Origin of the sequence: Streptantibioticus silvisoli (genome assembly GCF_027947535.2) — a bacterium.
Taxonomy (GTDB): domain Bacteria; phylum Actinomycetota; class Actinomycetes; order Streptomycetales; family Streptomycetaceae; genus Streptantibioticus_C; species Streptantibioticus_C silvisoli.
In genome coordinates, this window is sequence record NZ_JAAGKO020000053.1 from 1 (window position 1) to 22346 (window position 22346).

The 22346-nt window shown below is 75.5% G+C and carries 10 protein-coding genes; 4 read left to right on the top strand and 6 right to left on the bottom strand.

Going from position 1 to position 22346, the window contains the following annotated elements; genetic code table 11:
• Window positions 1–37 precede the first annotated feature (37 nt).
• The 4 genes from POF43_RS27755 to POF43_RS27770 form a co-directional block, all read right to left on the bottom strand.
• Window positions 38–1876: a discoidin domain-containing protein gene (locus tag POF43_RS27755; RefSeq protein ID WP_271318147.1), complete on the bottom strand. Its 1839-nt coding sequence runs from the start codon at window positions 1874–1876 to the stop codon at window positions 38–40.
• A gap of 468 nt (window positions 1877–2344) precedes the next feature.
• On the bottom strand, window positions 2345–3370 hold the full coding sequence (locus tag POF43_RS27760) for an NAD-dependent epimerase/dehydratase family protein (protein WP_271324131.1): 1026 nt from the start codon (window positions 3368–3370) through the stop codon (window positions 2345–2347).
• 263 nt (window positions 3371–3633) lie between these two features.
• Window positions 3634–6000: a glycoside hydrolase family 65 protein gene (locus tag POF43_RS27765; RefSeq protein ID WP_282704817.1), complete on the bottom strand. Its 2367-nt coding sequence runs from the start codon at window positions 5998–6000 to the stop codon at window positions 3634–3636.
• Entirely contained in the window at window positions 5997–6737 is a 741-nt protein-coding gene (locus tag POF43_RS27770) for an HAD family hydrolase (protein ID WP_271315585.1), read from the bottom strand. The genes POF43_RS27765 and POF43_RS27770 overlap by 4 nt, the downstream gene beginning before the upstream one ends.
• A gap of 732 nt (window positions 6738–7469) precedes the next feature.
• On the opposite strand from POF43_RS27770, the gene POF43_RS27775 reads away from it, so the two are divergent.
• The 4 genes from POF43_RS27775 (at window position 7470) to POF43_RS27790 (ending at window position 10983) form a co-directional block, all read left to right on the top strand.
• Window positions 7470–8213 (top strand): IPT/TIG domain-containing protein, encoded by a 744-nt coding sequence (locus POF43_RS27775; RefSeq protein ID WP_271324298.1) that lies wholly within the window; start codon window positions 7470–7472, stop codon window positions 8211–8213.
• A gap of 147 nt (window positions 8214–8360) precedes the next feature.
• Window positions 8361–9668, top strand: a complete 1308-nt coding sequence (locus tag POF43_RS27780) for an IPT/TIG domain-containing protein (protein WP_271324297.1) — start codon at window positions 8361–8363, stop codon at window positions 9666–9668.
• 90 nt (window positions 9669–9758) lie between these two features.
• Window positions 9759–10271 (top strand): YncE family protein, encoded by a 513-nt coding sequence (locus tag POF43_RS27785; protein WP_271324296.1) that lies wholly within the window; start codon window positions 9759–9761, stop codon window positions 10269–10271.
• 175 nt (window positions 10272–10446) lie between these two features.
• The gene (locus POF43_RS27790; protein WP_271324295.1) at window positions 10447–10983 is read left to right on the top strand and encodes a DUF5994 family protein; all 537 of its coding nucleotides are present in this window, start codon (window positions 10447–10449) and stop codon (window positions 10981–10983) included.
• 183 nt (window positions 10984–11166) lie between these two features.
• On the opposite strand, the gene POF43_RS27795 is transcribed toward POF43_RS27790, so the two are convergent.
• The gene (locus POF43_RS27795) at window positions 11167–14829 is read right to left on the bottom strand and encodes a beta-ketoacyl synthase N-terminal-like domain-containing protein (RefSeq protein ID WP_282704818.1); all 3663 of its coding nucleotides are present in this window, start codon (window positions 14827–14829) and stop codon (window positions 11167–11169) included.
• On the bottom strand, window positions 14826–22343 hold the full coding sequence (locus POF43_RS27800) for a non-ribosomal peptide synthetase (RefSeq protein WP_282704819.1): 7518 nt from the start codon (window positions 22341–22343) through the stop codon (window positions 14826–14828). The genes POF43_RS27795 and POF43_RS27800 overlap by 4 nt, the downstream gene beginning before the upstream one ends.
• Window positions 22344–22346 lie beyond the last annotated feature (3 nt).

The window sequence follows — 22346 nt, forward strand, 5'->3', positions numbered from 1 at the left end:
GGGGGGGGGGGGGGGGGGCCCCCCCCAGGACGGGGGGTCAGCTGCCGAGGACCTGGAACTCCCAGAGCGAGTAGCCGTACTGGGTGTTCCGGGCGGTGCCGTACATGCGCACGTACCGGGCGGACGCGGAGATCGGCAGGGTCTGGTCGCCGCCGGTGCCGGTGGTGGTGGAGTAGGCGGTGTTCCAGGTGGAGCCGTCGGTGGACGTCTGGATCTGGAACGCGGTGGCGTAGGCGGTCTCCCAGTCGAGCACCACCTGGCTGATGGTGTGGGTCGCCCCCAGGTCCACCTCCAGCCACTGCGGGTCGGTGAACGCGCTGGACCAGCGGGTGCCGTTGTCACCGTCGACCGCGGCCGACGCCGGGAAGCTGGTGTTCTCCTGCGACGAGGCGGTCGCGGTTTTGCCCTGCGACAGCAGGGTGCTGCCGCCGGTGCCGCCGCCGGAGGACGGCGAGCCGTAGAGGGCCAGTTCGTACAGCGAGTCACCCCATTGCGAGGCCCGGGCCGTCGCGTAGATCCGTACGTAGCGGCCGGTGCCGGTCAGCGCGGTGTCCTGGATGTCGGCCGGACTGTTGCTGTTGGTGTACACGGTGGTCCACGTCGTGCCGTCGGTGGACGTCTGTAGCTGGTAGGCCGATGCGGCGGCCGCCTCCCAGGTCAAGGTCGCGTGCGTGAGCTTGTAGGACTGGCCGAGGTCGACCTGGAGCCACTGCGGGTCGGAGAAGCCGCTCGACCAGCGGGTGGTGATGTTGCCGTCGGTGGCGTTGGACGCCGGGAAGTCGGCGCTCTCCACCGAGGAGGCCGTGGTCGGCTTGCCCTGGGCGATGTTCGCGCCCAGGCCGCTGTTGCCGGCCGGCGGCTTGTTGTAGACGGCGACGTAGTCGACGTTCATCTGACCGCCGGAGACCGTCGAGGCGTTGGGGCCGCCGCCGAACGCGGCCGGGAACCCGCCGCCCATGGCGAGGTCGAAGATGATGTAGAAGCTGTGGTCGACGGCGTTGGCCCAGGTGGTGGCGTCCACCTGGTTGGACTTCACGGTGAAGTAGTTGGCGCCGTCGAGGTACCAGCGGATCTGCTCGGGCGAGGTCGACCGGTCGACCTCCACCGCGTAGGTGTGGTAGCCGGTCTGGCAACCGGTGCACGCCTGCTCGCCGCTGCCGATCCCGGTGGACTCGTTGCACGGGCCGCCCGGGCTGACGCCGCAGTGCAGCGTGCCGAAGACCGAACTGCGGCCGTTGATGTCCTCCATCGTGTCGACCTCACCGGACCCCGGCCACGGGACGCCGACGCGCAGCGGCGAACCCAGCATCCAGAACGCCGGCCAGTACCCGGCTCCGTTGGCCGTGGTGACGTTCGGCTGCTGGATGGACGCCTGCATCCGCACCACTCCGCCGGCCGGCGCGCCGAAGCCGTCGGCCTGCGTCTCGACCCGGCCCGACGTCCAGCCGGAGTTGGGGTCGGTGCCCGTGTGCAGCGCCTTGAGCACCAGGTGGCCGCTGCCGTCCTGGTAGACGTTGGAGGTGCTGTCGGTCATCGTCTCGATCTCACCGGTGCCGAAGCCGCTGCCCGCGCCGGTGTCGTAGCGCCAGGTGCCGGTGTCCAGCCCCGAGTTGGCGGCGCCGCTGAAGTCGTCGCTCCAGGTGGTGCTGAATCCCGACGGCGGTGCCGGGACGTCGGACGGCCGCACCGCGGCGGTGTGGGCGGCCGGCCGGACGGCGGCGGTCCTGGCCGGCGACGCGGCCGCCGGCTGGGCCGCGGCGGAGGGCGAGCCGGTCATCGTGACCGCGGTGATGACGCTGAGAACCAACAGGCCGACGGTCAGTCCGCCGTCTCTTCGATGACGCGGTGACCGTACGCGCTTGTCTCTGATCGACATGCGAACTCCTCGTGGGAGGGGGGCAGGACGACAGCGTCGGCCGGTGACCGGCACGACGGGGGGAGCTGTGAGAGCGCTCTCACGCAATATGTTCCTCGCTCAGAGCACTGTCAAGAGAACCGTCCGGCTCCGCCGGCAACGCGTACGCGGCACCGCTGCGGCCTCCGGCAGACCGCGCCGGGAACGGCCGCCGGAGCCCGGTGCCGCCGCACTCCTGACGTCGTACTCCCGCTGCCCGCCCGCCAGTTGAGCGCGACGCCGGCCACCTGAGCCCGCACGTGGGATCGCGTCGCGACGGCGGCTACTCCTCCCCCGCGACCCGAACGCACCGGCCCACCACGACCGCGTTCCCCCTCCGCCCGCACCCGAACGCACCGGTCCACCGCGACCGCGTCCCGGTCGCACGCTCAACCTGGCCGCGTCCTACGGGAGGTAGCGCCCGCGTCCCGCCGCTCCCGTCCTCACCGGTCACGCGCTCCTGGCGTCCGCGGCGGCTATCAGGGTCCGTTCGCGCTCGGGGGTGAGGGTCTCGATGTCGCCGACGGCGCGGTACGCGGCGAACGCCTCGTCGAGACCGCCGGGGCCGAGGAGCCAGGCGGCGGTGTCGTGGACGGACTCCTCGACCGGGCGGCACCGCAAACCCGCCGCGCGGGCCTTGGCCGTGTCGACCTCACAGGCCGCGGCGCTATCGCGGCGAGCCGGTGCCCACAGCGGGAGTTCGGTCCAGATCCCGACCTCGTGCTCGATGAGGATGTCGTCGCCCACCCACACCAGTTCCGCGCGGCCGCCGGTCTCGGCGACGCAGGCGGCCAGGAAGTCGCCCCACGTGGTGTTCGCCTGCGGCCCGGTGACCAGGTACGTACCGCTGTCCTGCGCCTCGATCCGGTCCAGGCCGAAGGCGGCGATGTCGCGGGCGTCGATCAGCTGCATCCCGCGGTCGGGCGTGCCGGGCGCGATCATCCGGCCGCCCTCGGCGGCGCGGCGCAGCCACCAGGTGGTGCGGCGCACCCGGTCGTGCGGTCCGACGACCAGACCGGGTTCGAAAATCAGGGCGCGGCCGGGGAAGCCCTGCTCGACGGCCATCGAGCAGCCGACCTTCAGTATGCCGTAGTCGCCGTCGTCGGGACCGGCGAGCGGACTGCCCTCGTGCCGGGGCGAGTTCTCGTTCACCGGCTCGGCGGGCCAGCCGGGACGGGCGTTGACCGAGGAGATGAACAGGTAGGCCGACGCGGACCCGGCCAGCGCGGCGACCGAGGCCCCGACCACCCGCGGCACGTACCCGCAGACGTCCACGACCGCGTCCCACGGACCGGACCCGGCGAGCCGCGCGAGGTCCGCCGCGTCCTCGCGGTCGCCGCGCACGACCTGGACGCCGTCCGGGTCGGCCTGCGTCCTGCCGCGGTTGAAGGTGGTCACCTCCCAGCCGCGCCGCAGCGCCTCCTGGACGAACGCCCTGCCGAGAAAGACCGATCCGCCGATCACCAGAAGCCTCATACGGCTCATTCTGACCGCCCCGGCGCCGGCGCGGAGCGGAGTACGCCGAGGGCGGAGCCGTTGCGCCGTCCGCGAACGCCCCCGGCCGCGACACGCCGTCGCCGCCCCCGGAGGAACGGTGATCCCCGGCCGCGCCGGCCCCGAACCACGGCTCGCCCCGGCGTCACCCGGCCCCGGCCCCGGACCGCCCCGGACCGCCCGGCCTGCCCGGACCGGGCAGGCGGAGCCGGACCGAACCGGTGGGAACCGAGGCCGCCGCGCCCTCAGTCGTCCTTGACGGCGGGGGTGCGGTGGTGCGGCGCGCGGCCCGGGGGCTGTTGGGGCGCGGGACGCAGGGGGAGGTCCGGGAGGGTGCGGACGGCCGGGCGGCCGGGGGCCACCGTCAGGCGCCGGCCGAAGTGCCGCACCGTGAGGGAGTCGTCGCCGTCGTCCAGGCTGTAGCGCGCCTCGTTCCGGGTGACCTCGACGTGCAGGCGTGAGCCGAGCACCGTGACGCGGAAGGCCAGCCGGGTGATCTCCGGGGGCAGCCGGGGGGCGAAGCGCAGTTCCCCGCCGTCGCTGCGCATGCCGCCGAAGCCGGAGACCAGCGCGATCCAGGTTCCGGCGAGCGAGGCGATGTGCAGGCCGTCGCGGGTGTTGTGCTCCAGGTCGAGCAGGTCCATCGTGGCGGCCTCGCCCAGGTAGTCGTAGGCCAGGCCGAGGTGGCCGGTCTCGGCGGCCAGTACGGCCTGGCAGCAGGCCGACAGGGAGGAGTCGCGTACGGTGATCCGCTCGTAGTACTCGAAGTTGCGCGCCTTCTGCTCGGCGGTGAAGGCCTCGCCGCGCACGAACATCGCCAGGACCAGGTCCGCCTGCTTGATCACCTGCTTGCGGTACAGGTCGAAGTACGGGTAGTGCAGCATCAGCGGGTAGTCGTCCGGGCCGGTGTTGTCGAAGTCCCACTCGGCGTGGCCGGTGTAGCCGACGGCCTGTTCGTGGACCTCGAGCCGTTTGTCGTACGGCACCGCCATGCCGTCGGCGGCCGCCCGCCACTGTTCGGTCTCGTCGTGGTCGACGCCGAGGCCGCGGGCGATCTCCTGGTGGTGTTCGGCGCAGTCGGCGGCGGCCCGCAGGTTCGCCTGGGCCATCAGGTTGGTGTACGTGTTGTCGTCGCACACGGCGCTGTACTCGTCGGGGCCGGTGACGCCGTCGATGTGGAAGACGCCGTCGTGGTCGTGGTGGCCCAGCGAGGCCCACATCCGGGCGGTCTCCACCAGGAGTTCGAGCCCGATGTCGCGTTCGAAGGCGGTGTCGCCGGTGGCGTGGGTGTAGCGGATCACGGCGTCGGCGACGGCGGCGTTGATGTGGAACGCGGCGGTGCCGGCCGGCCAGTAGGCCGAGCACTCCTCCCCCGCGATGGTCCGCCAGGGGAACGTGGCACCGCGCAGGCCGAGTTGGCGGGCCCGGTCCCGGGCGGCCGGCAGGGTGCTGTGCCGCCAGCGCAGGGCGTGGGCCACGGTGAGCGGGGCGGTGTAGGTCAGCATCGGCAGGACGAAGCCCTCGGTGTCCCAGAAGCTGTGCCCGTCGTAGCCGGAACCGGTCAGGCCCTTGGCGGCGATGGCCCGTTCCTCGGCGCGGGCGCCGGCCTGGAGCACGTGGAAGAGCGCGAAGCGGACCGCCTGCTGCACCTCCGGGTCGCCCTCGACCTCGACGTCGGAACGGTCCCAGAAGTCGTCGAGGTAGGCGCGCTGTTCGTCCACCAGGCCCTGCCAGCCGGTGCGTTCCCCGGCGGCGAGGGCGGCGTCGACCTGGTCGCGCACAGCGGGCCGGGACCGGGCGCCGGACCAGCCGTAGGCGACGGTCTTGTCGACGCACAGCCGCTGGCCGGGTTCGAGCCGACCGACCACGGTGAAGCGGGCCAGGTCGGCGGAGCTGTCGGCGTGGGTCTGCGTGCCGGTCGGTCCCTGGACGCGGTGGCCGGCCGCCGCCGCGACCAGCAGGCCGCTGTGCCGGGTGCGGTGGATCAGCCGCAGGCTGGTGCCGTCCGCGTGGTGCTCCTGGGACTCCAGCGGATCGTCCACGGAGGAGGCCGCGCGGGGGTCGCCCTCCCCGCCGGGCATCTGCTCGTTGGCGATCAGCTCGGACTGCACGACCACCTGCACCGGTTCGTCGACCGGTTCGATCTCCCAGCGCAGCGCGGCGATCGCCCGCTGGGTCAGCGACACCAGGCGGGTGGAGCGCAGCCGGACCCGGCGGCCGGCCGGCGAGGTCCACTCGGCGGTGCGGTGCAGCAGGCCGGTGCGGAAGTCCAGGACGCGTTCGTGGTGGTGCAGTTGGCCGTAGCGCAGGTCGAACGGCTCGTCGTCGACCAGCAGCCGCAGGACCTTGCCGTTGGTCACGTTGATGACGGACTGCCCGGACTCCGGGTAGCCGTACCCGGCCTCGGCGTAGGGCAGCCGGCGCAGTTCGTGCAGGCCGTTGAGGTAGGTGCCGGGCAGGCCGTGCGGTTCGCCCTCGTCGAGGTTGCCGCGCCAGCCGACGTGCCCGTTGGACAGCGCGAAGACCGATTCGCTCTGCGGCAGCACGTCCAGGTTCAGTTCGGTCTCGGTCAGGTTCCAGGGGGCGCAGGAGAACGCCGGATGGGTGATCACGAACGCGGCTCCAGCAGTTCGGCGAGGTCGTCCACCACGACGTCGGCGCCGTGCTCGCGCAGCGCGTCGGCCTGTCCGGTGCGGTTGACGCCGACGACGTGGCCGAAGTGTCCGGCCCGGCCGGCCTCCATGCCGGCGAGCGCGTCCTCGAAGACGGCCGCCTGTCCGGGTTCGACGCCCAGGGCGCGGGCGGCGGCCAGGAAGGTGTCGGGGTGCGGTTTGCCGGCCAGGTGGTCCTGGCGGGCGGTGACCCCGTCGACCCGTTCCTCGAACAGGTCCTCGATGCCGGCGGCCTGGAGCGCGGCCTGGCAGTTGGCGCTGGAGGAGACCACCGCGCGGCGCAGCCCGGCCGCCTTGACCGCCTTGACGAAGCGCACGGAGCCCGGGTAGGCGTCGATGCCCTTGTCCTTGAACAGCTTCAGCACGATCTCGTTCTTGCGGTTGCCGATGCCGTTGACGGTCTCGGCGTCCGGCGGGTCGTCCTCGTCGCCGTCCGGCAGGTGGATGCCGCGCGACTCCAGGAAGGAGCGCACCCCCTCCGCCCGGGGCAGGCCGTCCACGTAGGCGTCGTAGTCGGCCACCTTGTCGAACGGCTTCTGGCCCTCGCGGCCGGCCAGGACCTTGTCGAAGACCTCCTTCCACGCGGCGGCGTGGACGACGGCGGTGCTGGTCAGCACTCCGTCCAGGTCGAACAGGCAGGCGCGGATCCCGGGCGGCAGCGACGGGTGGTCGGTCATGCGGTTCTCCTCCGGGTCGGCGCGGGTCGGCGCGGTACTCCACCCCCGGGTACCCCGGCGCCGCCCGGTACACCCGCCGGTACACCCGAACGGGCCCGTGCGGCGCCGGACGGCCACCCGTGAGGCGCGTCACGGCCCGTGAGGTCCATGGGGCGCGTGCGGCGGCGGACCGGCTGCCGGGGCGGGCGGAAGCTGACGGCGCGTCGGCCGTGGCTCGCCGGTTCCAGCAGGTCGGAACGGTACTGAACGCGAATACTCCGTCAAAAAGGTGACTTTTGATTAAAATCATTGCCAATATGCCAGATGCATGGGCTACTTGAGTCATCTGAACCGGTGGGCCGCCCATCCCTCTCCGGGGGAGCGCGGCACCGGCCTGCTCGTTGACAGTCCTCGTTCACGGGGCCTGGCGGCGTCCACCGCCCCTGTCGCGATGGGCGCCCCCGTGGAGGGCTTCGGATCCACTGGCCGGTGCCGCGTTACGCGGCGCCGGCCGGTGCGGCGGCCTCCGCCGTCCCCCGAGGGACGGTGTGCGCGGCGCCCGCGCAGTTCGGTCCCTCCGTGGCCAGGGCTGTGACCACACCGAATCCATCACCCACCGCACGGTCTTCGCGCCGTGCCCCCGATCCCGGCCGTCCCGCCGCCGTGTCCTCACCGGTGAGCGGCGGCGGCGCCCGGGACGGGACCGAACCACCAGCGGTTTCCCGCCCCTCAGGGGGCGCCAGGAGGACGACCATGCCCATCAGCCCGAACCAGGGATCAACCGGGGGCGGCACCACCGTCACCATCACCGGCACCAACCTCACCGGGACCAGCGCGGTGCACTTCGGCACCAAGTCGGCCACCGCCGTCACCAACGTCTCGCCCACCCAGGTCACCGCGGTCTCCCCGTCCGGCTCCGGCTCGGTCGGGGTCACCGTGACCACCCCGGGCGGCACCAGCAACCCGCTGTCGTTCTTCTACGTCGGGGCGCCGTTCAAGTCCAGCCTGAGCCCGGTCTCCGGGTCCAGCGCGGGCGGTGACACCGTCACCGTCAACGGCACCGGGCTGTCGACCGCCACCTCGGTGGCCTTCGGCCCCAACTCGGCCACGCCGACCGTGGTGTCGGACAGTCAGATCACCGCCGTCGTGCCCGCGGGCTCGGGCGGAACGGTGGGGGTCACCGTGACCACCGCCGGCGGCAGCAACAACGGCCTGTCGTTCACCTACATCGACGCGCCGACCATCGCCACGGTCGCCCCGACCGCGGGAGCGGCGTCGGGCGGCACGGCGGTGACCATCACCGGCACCAACCTCGACAGCACCGAGGAGGTGGGCTTCGCCGGCATACCGGCCCCGTTCACCGTCATCAACGCCACGACGGTCTCCGCGGTCACGCCGCCCGGAACCGCCGGTGCCGTCGACGTCACCGTGACCAACGCGGGAGGAACGGCCACGGCGGGCGACAGCTACACCTACGTGGCGGGCCCCGGCATCTGATCCGCGCCGGTGCGGTCCCGGCGGTCGCGGTCGCCGGGACCGTCCGCCCGGCCGCGGGCGGTACATCGCCCGCGGCCGGGCGGCCGCGGTGTCCCGCGCCGCGTGCGGTGCCCGGACGCGGCCTTCGTCCCCTGGAGGAGAACGGCAGTGCAGAACCACCCCAGTTCACCGGCCGCCGGCGCGGGCCCGCTCGCTCCGCTGGTCGCACCCACCATCACCGTGTGCAGCCCGCCGTCGGGGCCGGCCGGTGTCACCGTGACCCTCACCGGTACGGGGTTCACCGGCGTGACGTCCATCGCCTTCGGCGCCGTGCTCTCGACGTCGTTCACCGTCTCGTCCGCGACCCGGATCACCGCGGTCGCCCCCGCCGGGACCGGGACCGTGCAGATCACGGTGACCGGCCCCAGCGGCACGAGCAACGGCATCGACTTCACGTACACGACGACGGCCCCGGTCATCACCACGCCGGCGCCCGCCCAGGGACCGGTCGCCGGCGGCAACACCGTCACGCTGACCGGCACCGCCCTGACCGGTGCCACCGCGGTCCGGTTCGGCGCGACCGCCGCGTCGTTCACCGCGGTCTCGGCGACCCAGGTCACCGCGATCGCCCCGCCCGGTGCCGCCGGCGCCGTCAGCGTCACGATCACCACGCCCGGCGGTACCAGCGCCGGCGTGACGTACACCTACCTGGCCGCTGCGACGCTGACCGGTCTGACGCCCGCCCAGGGCACCGCCGCGGGCGGCAACACCGTCACGCTGACCGGCACCGCCCTGACCGGGGCCACCGCGGTCCGGTTCGGCTCCGCCGCGGCGACGTCGTTCACGGTGGTGTCCGGTACGCAGATCAGCGCCGTGCCGCCGTCGGGGGCCGCGGGCGCCGTGCCGGTCGTCGTCACCACCCCGGCCGGGGCCACGGCTGGCGACGTCTTCTACTACTACCTGCCCGCCCCGGCCCTGACGTCGGCCGTCCCGGGCTCCGGGCCGGTGGCCGGCTCCACCGCCGTCGTCCTGTCCGGCTCCGGCCTGGTCACCGCCACCGCGGTCCGCTTCGGCGCCGCACCGGCCGCCTCGTTCACCGTGGTGTCCGACGTCCGGGTCGACGCCACCGCACCGGCCGGCGCCGCCGGCACCGTCGCGGTCACCGTCGTCACCCCGGCCGGGACCAGCAACGGCCTGGGCTACACCTACGTGACGGTGCCGGTCCTCACCTCGCTGGCCCCGAACGCGGGCCCGCCGGCCGGCGGCAACACCGTCACCCTGGCCGGGTCGGGGCTGACCACCACCACGTCGGTGCTCTTCGGGGGCGTGCCCGCGGCGTTCGCCGTGCTGTCCGACTCCGTGATCACCGCGACGGCCCCGGCCGGCGCCGCAGGACCGGTCGGCGTCACCGCGGTCACGCCGGGCGGTACCACCGCGGGCCTGCCCTACACCCGCGTCGCGGCGCCCGGCATCTGACCGCCGGTCACCACGCGGGCGGCCGGCCCGCGTACCGGCCTGTCCGGTGACCGCGCTCCGGCCCCTTCGATCCGCCTTCGACTCTCCGGCATGGCACAGGAGACACTCATACCCATCTCGCCCAGTCGCGGTTCCACCGGCGGCGGCACCGTGATCACCCTCACCGGTACCGCGGCGACCGTCACCGCGGGCACCACGCCCTACGGTGTGGCGGTCTCGCCGGACGGCACCAAGGCGTACGTCACCCTGTCCGGTTCGAACGCCATGGTGGTGGTCGGCACCGCGACCAACACCGTGGTCGGCAGCCCCGTCACCATCGGCATCAGCCCCCGCACGGTGGCCTTCACCCCGGACCGCACCCGCGCCTACGTCGCCAACAACGGCTCGGGGACCGTGTCGGTGATCAGCACCACCACCGACACCGTGCTCGGCGGCCCCATCGGCGTCGGCCTCGGCCCGTTCGGCGTGGCCGTCACCCCGGACGGCGCGCACGCGCACGTCGCCGACCAGGGCGTGAACAACCTCTCGGTCATCGACACCGCCACCAACGCCGCCAGCGTCGTCACCGCCGGGTCCGCGCCGTACGGGGTGGCGATCGCCTGACCCGGCCCGGCCGGTCCCCCGGCCCCGGCCCACGGCCCGCGAGGCGCCGGGCGGGGCCCTTCGCGGAGTACGCTGGGGACATCGAGGGCATTTCGCATTCCGGCCTTCATGCCGGCGTCGTCCTCGGGAACGAAATCCGCCGGGCCCCACGGGGTCCGGATGAGGGGTCTCCACCATGACCGCGACGACACTCCGCACCACCCCTCCCACCGAAGACCCGCACTCCGCGCCGGCGCCGGCCGCCCGGGTGGCGTTCGTGCCCGCCGGTCCGCGACGGCGCCGGCTGGACGGGGCCTGGTGGCCGCGATCGCGTGACCTGCGGGCCGAACTGCCGTCCCTGGTCGCCGCGTTGGACGAGCGTTTCGGGCGGATCGGCCACCTCACGGTGAACAACTCGCTGTGGCCCGAGGTCCCCCGCCGGGTCGCGGTGAACGGGCGCACGATGCACCTGGGCTGGTTCGGCGCCGAGCAGGACCCCAACGAGATCTGCGTGCTGTCCACCCGGGCCGGCCGCTGGGACCTGCTGGTGGTGCCGCCGGAGACCGGTGCGCGGGAGGCCGAACGGCTGATGGCCTCGGCCAGCGCACCGGACAACGCGCTCACCGCCCGCGCGCTGCTGGCCACCGTCCGCGGCGGCGGCGCGGCGGACGACCGGCGCCCCGGTGAGGTCGTCTGGGAGACCGAGGGCGGCGCCACCGCGGTCCCGGCCTGACCGCGCGCGGGCCGACCGGGCGGGCCCCGGGCCGGGGGTCACCGGTCCGGCAGCGCGGCCGCCGCGGCGGCGGCGCGGCGGACGACCGGCGCCCCGGTGAGGTCGTCTGGGGACCGAGGGCGGCGCCACCGCGGTCCCGGCCTGACCGCGCGCGGGCCGACCGGGCGGGCCCCGGGCCGGGGGTCACCGGTCCGGCAGCGCGGCCCGTACCTGGGTGACCATGGGCGTCAGGACGCGCCGGCCACCGATCTCGTGGAACCGCGGATCGTGGTCGGCGATGGCGCGTTCCAGCGAGCGGGCCCACCGCACCGGGTGGTCGATCTGCGCGACGAGTTCGTCCGGCAACGCCTCCACGGTGTGCGGGCGGGCCGTGGTGTTGGCGATGACCGGGGCGGCCGGCGCGGACCAGCGCGGCGCCAGGTCCTCGACGCAGGAGCGGAACCGGGCCGCCGCCGGGGCCATCAGGCGGGAGTGGAACGGGCCGCTGACGTTGAGCCGGCGCACCGAGCGGGCGCCGCGTTCCAGCAGGACCGGCGTGAGCGCCTCCAGGTCCTCCTCCGGGCCGGACAGGCTGTGGTTGCGCGGTGCGTTGACCGCGGCGAGGTCCACCGGGCCGTGGTCGCCGACGACGGCGAGGATCTCCGGACAGGACAGGCCGGTGACGGCGATCATGCCGCCGGCGATCCGGGACATGGCGGCGGCGCGCGCGGCCACCAGGCGCAGGCCCTCGGCGAAGGTGAACACCCCGGCGGCCTCAAGGGCGTTGTACTCCCCCACGCTGTGGCCCAGCAGCACCGCCGGGTGCTCGCCGTACTCGCGCAGGTGGTCGCGGGCGGCCAGCGCGCCGACGACGTAGATGGCGGGCTGGCCGTAGGCGGTGTCCTTCAGCGGCCGTCGGGGGTCGCCGGCGCACACCGCGGCGATGGAGTACCCGAGCACCTGGTCGGCCTCAGCGACCAGGTCCGGGTAGCGGGCCAGGAGTTCGCGTCCCATGCCGGTGTGCTGGCTGCCCTGGCCCGGGAAGAGCAGGGCGACCGGGCGGGCACCGGGGTCGGGAGCGGGCGGCGGCGGGGGGCGGTCTGCGGCGGGCGGCGCGGTGCGCAGGGCGCGGTCGTAGGCGGCGGCCAGCGCCGGCAGCCACTGCGGGTCGAACATGCTGAAGTGGTGGCCGGGCACGACCGTCACCCGCAGGTCACCGGTGAGGTACGGCCGCCACTCCTCGGCGGTGCAGGGCGCGCCGCCGGCGAAGACGCCCGGTGCGCCCTGCGGGAGCGGTTCGCGGGCCGCGAACAGGTGGACGGCACCGCTGTAGGGCGGCGGGCGGTGGCCGGCGGCGGCCCGGTCGCAGACGCGCCAGACGTCGTAGAGGGTGCGCAGCTCGCGGACGGTGGCCGGGGTCCAGTCCGGCCGGCGGACCGATTCGATGGCCTCCTCGGCCGTGCGGTACGACGCGGGTGCCGCGGGGTCGGATGGCCCGGGCAGGGCGAACATCAGGCGCAGCAGGCCGGGGAACAGGTCGCGGAAGTCCTGCTCCGGCAGGGCCGCCGGCTGCGCGCCGGGCGGCCGGGTGTCCCACAGCAGTACCTGTTCGACGTATTCGCCGCTGTCGGTGAGCAGCCGGGCGGCCTCCAGGGCGATGCTGCCGCCCAGGGAGTAGCCGCCGATCCGGTAGGGGCCGTGCGGCTGGGCGCGGCGGATGAGCCGGACGTAGTGGCGGGCCATCCTCGCGACGGTGGTGAGGGTCTCGCGCAGTGCGGCCGGGTAGCGGATGGCGTGGACCGGGCTGGTGTCGGTGGTGTGCCGGGCCAGGGCCTGGGCGAAGGCGATGGTGCCGCCCGAGGGGTGGATGAGGAAGACCGGTCCGCGCTCGTGGCCCGGGGCGCCCTCCTTGACCACCACCATCGTGTCCTGGTCGTCGTGGGGCTCGTCGCACCAGCGGGCCACCTGCCGGGGGGTGCGCAGGCTGGTGAAGCGCTCCAGGCTCAGGTGGGTGCCCAGGTGCCGGTTGAGGGCGTCGACGGCCTCGATGGCGTGCAGGGAGTCCCCGCCGAGGGCGAAGAAGTCGTCGTCCGGGCCGACGGCCGCGACGCCGAGGCGGGTGCGGAAGACCTCGGCGGCGGCCTCGACCGGGTCGGCCGGCGCCCCGGGGTCCTGCGGGTTCGCGGCGCGGGCCGGCGGTGCGGGGCTGCCGGCTTCGATCCAGTGGCGTTCGCGGCGCAGCCGGATGCCGGGCAGCCGGACCGTCCTGGCGTGGCTCGTGTCGCCGACCCGGCCGGGGTCCGGGGTGCCGGGGCCGGCCGGTGTGCCGTCGCGCAGGTCCCGCAGGCGGGCGACGGCCTCGCGCACGGTGGAGGCGGTCACCGCGGTGCGGTGGTCCAGCGGGAGGCGGCCGTGCGCCAGGGTGTGGGCGAGGTCGTCCAGCCGGGTGCCGGGGTGGCGTTCGAGGTGGGCGAGCAGGTCGCCGGCGGCGTCGCGGACCCGGTCCTCGTCCGGTGCCGACAGGCGCAGGGTGTACGCGCCGGCGGGGGCGGGCGGCCGGCCGGGGGGCGCGGGGGCCGGGGTCAGGACGCAGTGCGCGTTGGTGCCGCCGATGCCCAGTGAGGTGACGGCGGCGGCCAGCAGCGGGCGGGCGGGCCGCACCAGGTGCGTGGTGACGGTGAACGGCGTTTCGTGCAGGCGCAGTTCGGGGTTGGGTTCGGTGAAGTTGATCTGCGGCGGGATGGCCTGGTGGCGCAGGACGAGCACGGTCTTGATGAGTCCGGTGACGCCGGCGGCGGCGTCGAGGTGGCCGATGTTGGCCTTGACGCTGCCGAGGGCGCACGCGTGCGGCGGGTCGCCGCCGTCGCGGTAGGCGCGGTGCAGGGCGGCGACCTCGATGGGGTCGCCGAGGTAGGTGCCGGTCCCGTGCGCCTCGACGTAGCCGATCCGGGAGGCGGGCACCGCGCAGGCGTCGAGGCAGGCGCGGATGACCTCGTGCTGCCCTTCGGCGCTGGGGGCGGTGTAGGCCGCCTTGGTGCGGCCGTCGTTGTTGACGGCCGTGCCGGCGACGACCGCGTGGATGTGGTCGCGGTCGGCGAGGGCGTCGTCGAGGCGTTTGAGCACCACGACGCCGCAGCCGCTGCCGCGCACCATGCCGGAGGCCGCCGCGTCGAACGGCCGGCAGTGCCCGTCACGGCTGTACGTGCCGCCCGAAAGGTGGCGGTGCCCGACGGTCTGCGGGGTGAACACGCTGACCCCGCCGGCCACCGCGACGTCGCACCGCCCGGCCCGCAGCGCGGCGCACGCCTGGTCGACGGCGACCAGTGAGCTGGAGCAGGCCGACTGCACGCTGACGCTGGGGCCGTGCAGGTCCAGCGCGTAGGAGATGCGGGTGGCGAGGAAGTCCTTGTCGTTGCCGAGCAGCACCGGGTAGCTGAAGGCCTGGTCGCGGTGGTCGGGGTGACGCAGCACGTGGTGCAGCAGGTAGGAGCTGAGGCTGGTGCTGGCGAACACGCCGATCCGGCCGCCGTGGGCGGTGGGCGGGGTGCCGGCGTCCTCCAGGGCGGCCCAGACGCATTCCAGCAGGACGCGGTGCTGCGGGTCGGTGAGCCGCGCGTCGGCGGGCGTGATGCCGAAGAAGGCGGCGTCGAAGTCCTCGATGCCCGACAGGTCGGCGCCGAACGGGACGTAGCCGGGGTCGGCGAGGGTCTCCCCTGCCACCCCGGCGGCGCGCAGTTCGGCGGGCGTGAAGCGGCGGACCGCCTCGTTGCCGGCCGCCAGCATCGACCACAGCGCGTCGGGGTCGGCGGCGCCGGGGAAGCGCCCGGCCATGCCGATGACGGCGGCCGCCGGGCCCGCGGCGCTCACCGGGGCGCCGGCCCGGGCCGCTCGCTCAGCCGGTGCACGTGGGCGGCGTAGGCGCGCAGGGTGGGGTGGCTGAACAGGTCGATCATCCGCAGCTCCGGCAGCCCGAAGTCCCGGGTGACGCGCTGGTGGATGAGGGTGACGTGCAAGGACGCGCCGCCGATGTCGAACAGGCGCTCGTCGGGGCCGACGGTGTCCAGCACCAGGATCTCGCGCCAGATGGCGGCGATCCGCTCCTGCACGGCGGCCGGGCCGTCGGCCGGCGGGTCCTGCCCGGCGCCGGTGCCCGGTGCGCCGCCCTGCGGCGGGTTCACGGCGGCGTGCGCGGCGGCCGGGGGCGGCAGCGCGGCGCGGTCGGTCTTGCCGCTCGCGGTGACCGGCACGCGGTCCAGCACGGTGAAGACCCTGGGCACCATGTACGCCGGCAGCCGGGCGGCGGCCAGGTCGGTCAACTCCCGCGCGGGCAACGGGTTCCCGTCGGCGGTGGTGTAGTAGGCGGCGAGGTAGGGGGTGCCGGGCCGGTCCTCGCGCCGGGTGACGACGGCGTGCGTGACGTCCGGGTGGGCGCGCAGCACCGCCTCGACCTCGCCGGGCTCGACGCGGTGGCCGTAGAGCTTGACCTGGCCGTCGATCCGGCCGGTGTGCTCGATCGTGCCGCCGGGCCGCCAGCGGGCGAGGTCGCCGGTGGCGTAGAGCGTCTCACCGGGCGCGCCGTACGGGTCCTGGCCGAAGCGTTCGGCGGTCAGGTCCGGGCGGTTGAGGTAGCCCAGGGCCAACCCGGGCCCGCCGAGGTGGAGTTCGCCGGGTACGCCGACCGGGGCCGGCTGCCGGTGCAGGTCGAGGATGCGCACCCGGGTGCCCGGCGTCGGACGGCCCAGCGGTACGGGACCGGTGCCGTCGCCACCGTCGCCGCCGCGCAGGACGTGGTAGGTGGCGTAGGTGGTGGCCTCGGTCGGGCCGTACCCGTTGATCAGCCGCAGGTCCGGAGCGGCGGCCAGGACCCGGGCGGCGAGTCCGGGGTCGAGCACCTCGCCGCCGGCGATGAGCGTGTCGAGGCCTGCGAAGGCGTACGGGTCCTCCTCGGCCTGGCGGTGGAAGACGGCGGTCGGCAGGTCGGCGTGGGTGACGGCGTGGCGGGTGAACGCCTCGGCGACGCCGCCGGGGCCGAGCGGGCCGGGCGGGGCCAGGACGAGCCGGGCGCCGTTGGCCAGGGCCGCCCAGATGTCGAAGGTGACCATGTCGAAGGAGAGCGAGGCGACGAGCAGCAGCCGGGAGCGCTCGTCGATCCGCGCCCAGCCGGCGGCGCCCAGGGCGAGGTCGGCGACCGCGCGGTGCGGTGTCTCCACGCCCTTGGGCCGCCCGGTGGACCCGGAGGTGTAGATGACGTACGCCGCGTCCTGACCGGTCACGGCGACCGCGGGCGGGCGTTGCGGGCCGTCGGCGATCTCCTCGCGGTCCGCGTCGAGCAGGTGGGGGGTCAGTTCGAGGACGAGTCCGGCGTCGTCGGCCATGAAGGCGAGCCGCCGCTCGGGGTAGGCCGGGTCGAGCGGGACGTAGGCGGCGCCGGTCTTGAGCACGGCGAGGAACGCCACGACCGCGCTGGCGCAGCGGGGCAGCCGGACCCCGACACGGGTGCCGGGTTCGGCGCCCCGTTCGGCCAGGTAGTACGCCAATTGGTCTGCACGGTCAATGAGTTGACGGTACGTCAGCTGTTCGGCGCCGGCCACGACGGCGATCGCCTCGGGGGTGCTCTGCGCCCGCCGGTCCACCAACTGGTGCACTGCCGAAGCCGGTTGGGGTGCGGGGGCCGCCTCGCCCGCGAAGTCCCGCAGGATACGGGCGCGTTCGGCGTCGGGCAGCATGCCGAGGCGGTCGACGGGGTCGTCGGGCCGCGCGGTCGCCGACTCCAGCAGGGTGCGCAGGTGACCGAGCAGCCGCTCGACGGCCGGCCCGCCGAACAGGTCCGTGCGGTACTCGGCGGTGAGCCGCAGCCCGCCGCCGGGGTCGGGGATGAGGTTGACGGTCAGGTCGAACTTGGCGACGCCGGTGTCGTAGTACTCGAAGGTCGCGCCGACGCCCGCGAAGGTCATCTCGTGCCGGTAGACGTCCTCCGGCACCAGGCACACCTGGAGGTAGGGGTTCTCGGCCGGCGCGGCGGCGCCCAGCCGCTCCAGCAGGTAGCCGTAGGGGACGCGCTGGTGGGTGTAGGCGTCCGTGACGGTGCGCCGGGTGCGGGCGAGCAGCTGCCGGAAGGTGGGGGCGCCGCGCAGGTCGGCGCGCAGCGGCAGCGTGTTGAGGTAGTAGCCGACGGACCGCTCGGTGCCGGGCAGGTCGCGGCCGGAGAAGGGCGCACCGACGGCCACGTCCTCGGTGCCGCAGTACCGGGCGAGCAGGATGTGCAGGGCCGACAGCAGCACGGTGTAGCGGGTCACCGCGGCGTCGCGGGCCAGCGCGTCGACGCGTTCGGTCAGCGCGCGCGGCAGGCGGTCGCGGACCAGGGCGCCCTCGCCGGCCGGGGTGCGCGGCCGCGGGACGTCGCCGGGCAGGTCCAGGGTCTGCGGCAGGCCGGCCAGCTGGTCGCGCCAGTAGGCGAGGTCCGGTGCCAGGTGGCCGCCGGTGATCAGCGCGTGCTGCCGCAGCGCGTGGTCGGCGTACCGGCCCGGCTCCGGTGCCAGGGTCGCGTCCTCGCCCCGGACATCGGCGCTGTAGAACGCGGCGAGTTCCTCGAACAGCACGTCGGCGGACCCGCCGTCGAACGCGCTGTGGTGCAGGGCCAGCACCAGCAGGTGGTCCTGCTCGCCGCAGGTCACCAGGTGGCAGCGCAGATGCGGTCCGGCGGCCAGGTCGAACGGCTGCCGGACGGTCTCGCGGACCGCCTGGGCCACGGCGTCGGCGCGCCGGGCCGCCGGAACGTCGCGCAGGTCCCGGGTGGTCAGCTCCTGGGCGCCCGGCGGGCGGACCACAAGCCCCAGCGTGCCGCCGCTCATCACCAGACCGGTCCGCAGCGCCTCGTGCCGTTCGACGACGGCGCCGATGGCCCGCGACAGCGCGCCGGTGTCCAGCGGGCCGCGCAGGCGCAGCGCGAGCGGTTCGTTGTAGACGGCGCTGCCGGGATGCAGGGCGTCGTGGAACCACAGCCCGCGCTGCCCGTACGTCGCCGGGACCGGGGAGCCGGCCTGCCGTGCCGGTGGGACGCCCTGCGGCAGGTCGTCGCCGGGGACGGCGTCCGGGGCGTCGCCGACCGTCGCGCGCAGTCCTTCCAGGTCCTGGGCCAGCAGGACGTCGAGCACCCGGACGCGCTTGCCGAGGCGGGCGAGCAGCAGGGCGGTGGTCCGGCCGGCGGCGAGCGAGTCGCCGCCGTTCGCGAGGAAGGACACCCGCGGGTCGCCGTCCGCGCCCAGCGCGTCGCGCCACACGCGCAGCAGGGCGTCGCCGTCCGGCGGGGCGGGGGCTTCGCCGGACGGCTGCTGAGGTGCGGGGGCGAGCGGGACCGGGGTGTCACCGGAGAGCGGGGGCGGGGCCAGGGTCTCACCGGGCGGCGGGGGCGGGGCCGGGGTGAGCGGGGCGGCGGCGAGGGCCTTGCGGTCGATCTTCCCGTGCGGGGTCAGCGGGAAGGCGTCGAGCGGCTCGATCCGGTGCGGCACGGCGTACCAGGGCAGGGTCGCGCGCAGCCGCCGGTAGATCCCGGGCAGGTCGGGGCTGGTGCCGGGGGCCGGGACGACGTAGGCGACCAGCTGCTCGGCGCGGCCGGCCGGGGCGCCGGGATCGGGCGAACGTTTGAGCACCACGGCCTGGGTGAGGCCGGGCTGGTCGAGCAGGGCGTGTTCGACGTCGCCGGGCTCGACGCGGTAGCCGCGGATCTTGACCATGTCGTCGACCCGGCCGAGGAAGGTGTAGCAGCCGTCGGGGTCGCGCCGTACCAGGTCGCCGGTGCGGTAGTACGGCACGGGCGTGCCGTCTTCGGCCGGGCGGGTGTAGAAGGCGGACCGGCCGGACGGGTCGGGGCGCAGGTGGCGGCCGACGCCCACGCCGCCGATGTGCAGTTCCCCCCGGACCCCGCCGCCGGGTCCGTCCGCCACCTCGTCCGCGGCCTCGTCCTGCGCCGCCGCGGTGGTGGCCGGCGGTTCCACCAGCAGCCGGATACCGGGGACAGCGGTGCCGATGGGGGTGCGTTCGGGGCCGTCGTCCGCCTCGGTGACCTCGTACATCGTGACGCACACCGACGCCTCGGTGGGTCCGTAGCCGTTGATCAGGGTGAGGTCGGGCAGGGCGCGTCCTATCGCGCCGAGCAGGCCGCGCGGGATGGGTTCGACGGCGACGACGACCCGGCGCAGGGCCCCCAGGTCGAGGCCGTGGCGCAGGCCGTCGGCCAGGGCGGGCAGGAACGCCGCGGGGATGTAGGCGTGCGCGACCCGTTCGCGGGCCAGCCAGTCGGCGAACCCCTCGGGGTTCCAGCGCCGGCTGTCGGGCGCGACGAGGAGTTCGCCGCCGGTGCTCAGCGCGGTCCAGGTCTCCAGCACCGCCGCGTCGAAACCGGGGCTGGCGCAGGTGCTGTGCCGGCTGCGGGGCGGCAGGGCGCGGCGGGCCTGGAACGCGTCGAGCAGGTTGAGGATGCCGCGGTGCCCGATGACGACGCCCTTGGGGGTGCCGGTCGACCCGGAGGTGTAGATGACGTAGGCGTCGTCGCCGGTCACCCGGGTGGCGTCGCCCCACACGCCGGCGGTGACGCGGAGCGGTTCAGCGGCGCCGGGCGCTCCCGCGGTCGCACCGGGGGCGGTCGCACCGGGCGCGGGGTCTGCGGCGGTCCCACCGGAGGCGGGGTCTGCGGCGGTCGCACGGGAGGCGGTCCCACCGGAGGCGGTCCCACCGGGCGCGGCGGGGGCGGGCGCGGCGGCGGACGGTGCGGTGGTGGACGGCGGTGCGGTGGTGCGCGGGGGCGCGGTGGTGGACGGCGGGGTGCTGGCGGACGGTGCGGTGGTCGGCGGCGGTGCTGTGGCGGAGGGTGCGACGGCGGACGGCGACGCGGCGGACGGCGACGCGGCGGCCTGGTCGGGGGTGCGGCCCTCCGCGGCGGCGAGGGCGCGGCGCAGGTCGGCCATGACCTCGGGTGCGCCGGGGTCACCGGTGGCGAGGGCGCGGGCGGCGGCCAGCGCGAGCAGGGCGCGGGCGTACCGGCCGGGGAAGGCGGTGAACGGTGACGCGGCGGCCGCGGCGAGGTCGGCCACGGCGGCGCGGGCCGGTTCGCGGGCGCGGTCCGGCGCGTTGCGGCGCAGCGCGTCCTCCGCGAGGGCGGCGAGCAGCGCGCCGCGGGCGGCCAGCACGGCGGGCGGCACGGGCGCGCCGGCCGGGCGGGCGGCGAGGGCGGCGTCGAGGCGTTCGCGGGCGTCGCGCAGGGCGGCCCGGTCACCGGTGCGGTCGTACCGGGCGCGGGCCAGGTCGACCAGGGCCATCCGCGCGGCCAGCGCCTGTTCGGGGTCGGCGCGTGACAGGCGGGCAGCGCGGTTGAGGTGGGCGGCGGCGCCGGCCAGGGCGCGGTCGGGGGTGATGGGGTGGTCCTGGGCCCGGGCGATGGCGAAGAGCACCTGGCCGCGCACCAGATGGGCCCGCCCGGCGACTTCCGGCGGCAGGGCCCGTTGCCCGGCGGTGGAGGGCCGGTCGGCCACCGCGGTGGCGGCGCGGGCGGTGGTGTGCGCCTCGGCGAGCAGGTCGTCGCCGCGCCGGACCTCCCACAGGGCGAGCAGGCATTCGGCGAGCAGGGTGCGGGCGGGCACCGACTGCGCGGGACGGCCGGGGTCGGCGGGTGCGGTGCGCAGCAGGCGGATGGCCTCCCACAGGTCGCTGATGGTGCCGTGTTCGCGGAACCGGGCCAGCCGGTGCCGGGCGCCCTCGGTGACCCGGCCGCGGTGCGCGATGACCACGCCGGGGGCGGCCCGGCCGGATTCGGCGGTGACGCCGCCGGGCTGGAAGCGGCGCAGTACCCCGTGGGCGGCCTCGGCGAACGCGGACGGCACCCCGGATGACGCCGGCGGCCCGTCGAACGGCGGCAGGACCGTGCCGGGTTCGGTGCCGGAGAGGTAACCCAGCACCAGGGCGGGCACGTTGCGGACCCGGGGGCCGTAGACGCGGTCGACGTACAGCGCACAGTGCTTGAGCACCAGGGACGCCTCCCCGAGGCCGAGCCGGCGCAGCAGCACGTCGCGGACGCCGGGGGCGAAGGTGTACCACGGCCCGCTGCGGCCGGCCGGCGGGTGGGCGGGCCCGCCGGGCAGCCGCTGCGCGGGAACGGTCGGCGGCCGGTCGTCGGCGCGGGCCAGCAGTTCGCCGAGCAGGATCTCCGCCATCTCGGCGGGCCCGGTCTGCGGCATCATCGCCTCCTGGACCGCGCGCATCACCGGGTACGCCAGCGGCGCGGCCGACAGGTACACCGCCAGGTGGTGGGCGGCCGGCGAGGACAGTGCCTGGAAGTCCGCCACCAGCCGTTCGGGGTCGGCCGGTGCCGGGTCGGCGGGCGGGGGCGGGCCACCGGGGTGGTCCTCGCGGACCCGGACGGCGGCGGCGTCCAGGCCGGCGCGGTGGCTGCCGGAGACCGCGCGGGCCCAGGCGCCCAGGGCGGCCCGGGTCGGGGCGAGCACCGGGACCGCGACGCTGTCCTCCGCGACGGGCCCGTGCCGGCGGCGGCGGGGTACGAACTCCAGCCTGCCGCCGTGGCCCGCGGTGGAGCACAGCATGCCGGGTTCGGCGGGCAGCAGCGTGCGCTGCCACATGCGCTGCGGCAGTGGCTGGAGGACGGCGACCGGTCCGGTGCGGGAGAAGCGGTGCAGCAGCCGCTGGGCGGCGCCGTGCCGCCACAGGGCGCCGCAGCAGTCGCTGAGCAGCAGCAGGACGGTCCGCCCGGTGGGGTCGAGCAGCCGGTCCGCGGAGGCGGCCGGCGCGAGGCCGGAGGGGGCCGCGGCGACCCCGGCCTCGCCGTCGGAACGCGGGCGCAGGTAGTGCACGGCGACGTCGCGGAAGGCGCCGACCTGTTCGCAGACCAGGCGCAGTTCGTTCAGCATGCCGTCCCAGACCACCATGGACGGCGAGTCGTCCATCAGCAGCAGCAGCTGGGCCTCACGGCGGCTTACCTGCTGGAAGACCGGGGTGATCTGGCCGCTGCGGGCGCTGGTCTCGGCGGTGGCCGCCTCGTCGAGGTCGCCCGGCCGGGACGGCACCCGGGGCCGGTAGTGCCGCAGCGGGCGCAACGCCTGTTCCAGCGGCAGGGGTTCGAGCCGGCCGCCGCCTGCCTGGTTGACGTACGGCAGCCGGCGCCGGGGCGGTTCCGGCGGTGTGGCGGCCGGCGCGGAGAGCCGGGCGGCGGACCGCGGGTACGGCCGGTGCGCCGCCGCGGGCGGGACGGGCGCCGGCGGGGTCATGCGTTCGGACAGCCAGAGGGCGTCGGCCAGCGATTCGGCGTCGGTGGCGATGCCGGCGTCGCGCAGGCGGGCGACGAGCTGTTCGAACAGGTCCGCGCCGGTACTCACGAC

Excerpts from the sequence above, each read along its gene's own strand:
- POF43_RS27755 (WP_271318147.1), bottom strand. The coding sequence starts at position 1,876 with ATGTCGATCAGAGACAAGCGCGTACGGTCACCGCGTCATCGAAGAGAC.
- POF43_RS27760 (WP_271324131.1), bottom strand. The coding sequence starts at position 3,370 with ATGAGGCTTCTGGTGATCGGCGGATCGGTCTTTCTCGGCAGGGCGTTC.
- POF43_RS27770 (WP_271315585.1), bottom strand. The coding sequence starts at position 6,737 with ATGACCGACCACCCGTCGCTGCCGCCCGGGATCCGCGCCTGCCTGTTC.
- POF43_RS27775 (WP_271324298.1), top strand. The coding sequence starts at position 7,470 with ATGCCCATCAGCCCGAACCAGGGATCAACCGGGGGCGGCACCACCGTC.
- POF43_RS27785 (WP_271324296.1), top strand. The coding sequence starts at position 9,759 with ATGGCACAGGAGACACTCATACCCATCTCGCCCAGTCGCGGTTCCACC.
- POF43_RS27790 (WP_271324295.1), top strand. The coding sequence starts at position 10,447 with ATGACCGCGACGACACTCCGCACCACCCCTCCCACCGAAGACCCGCAC.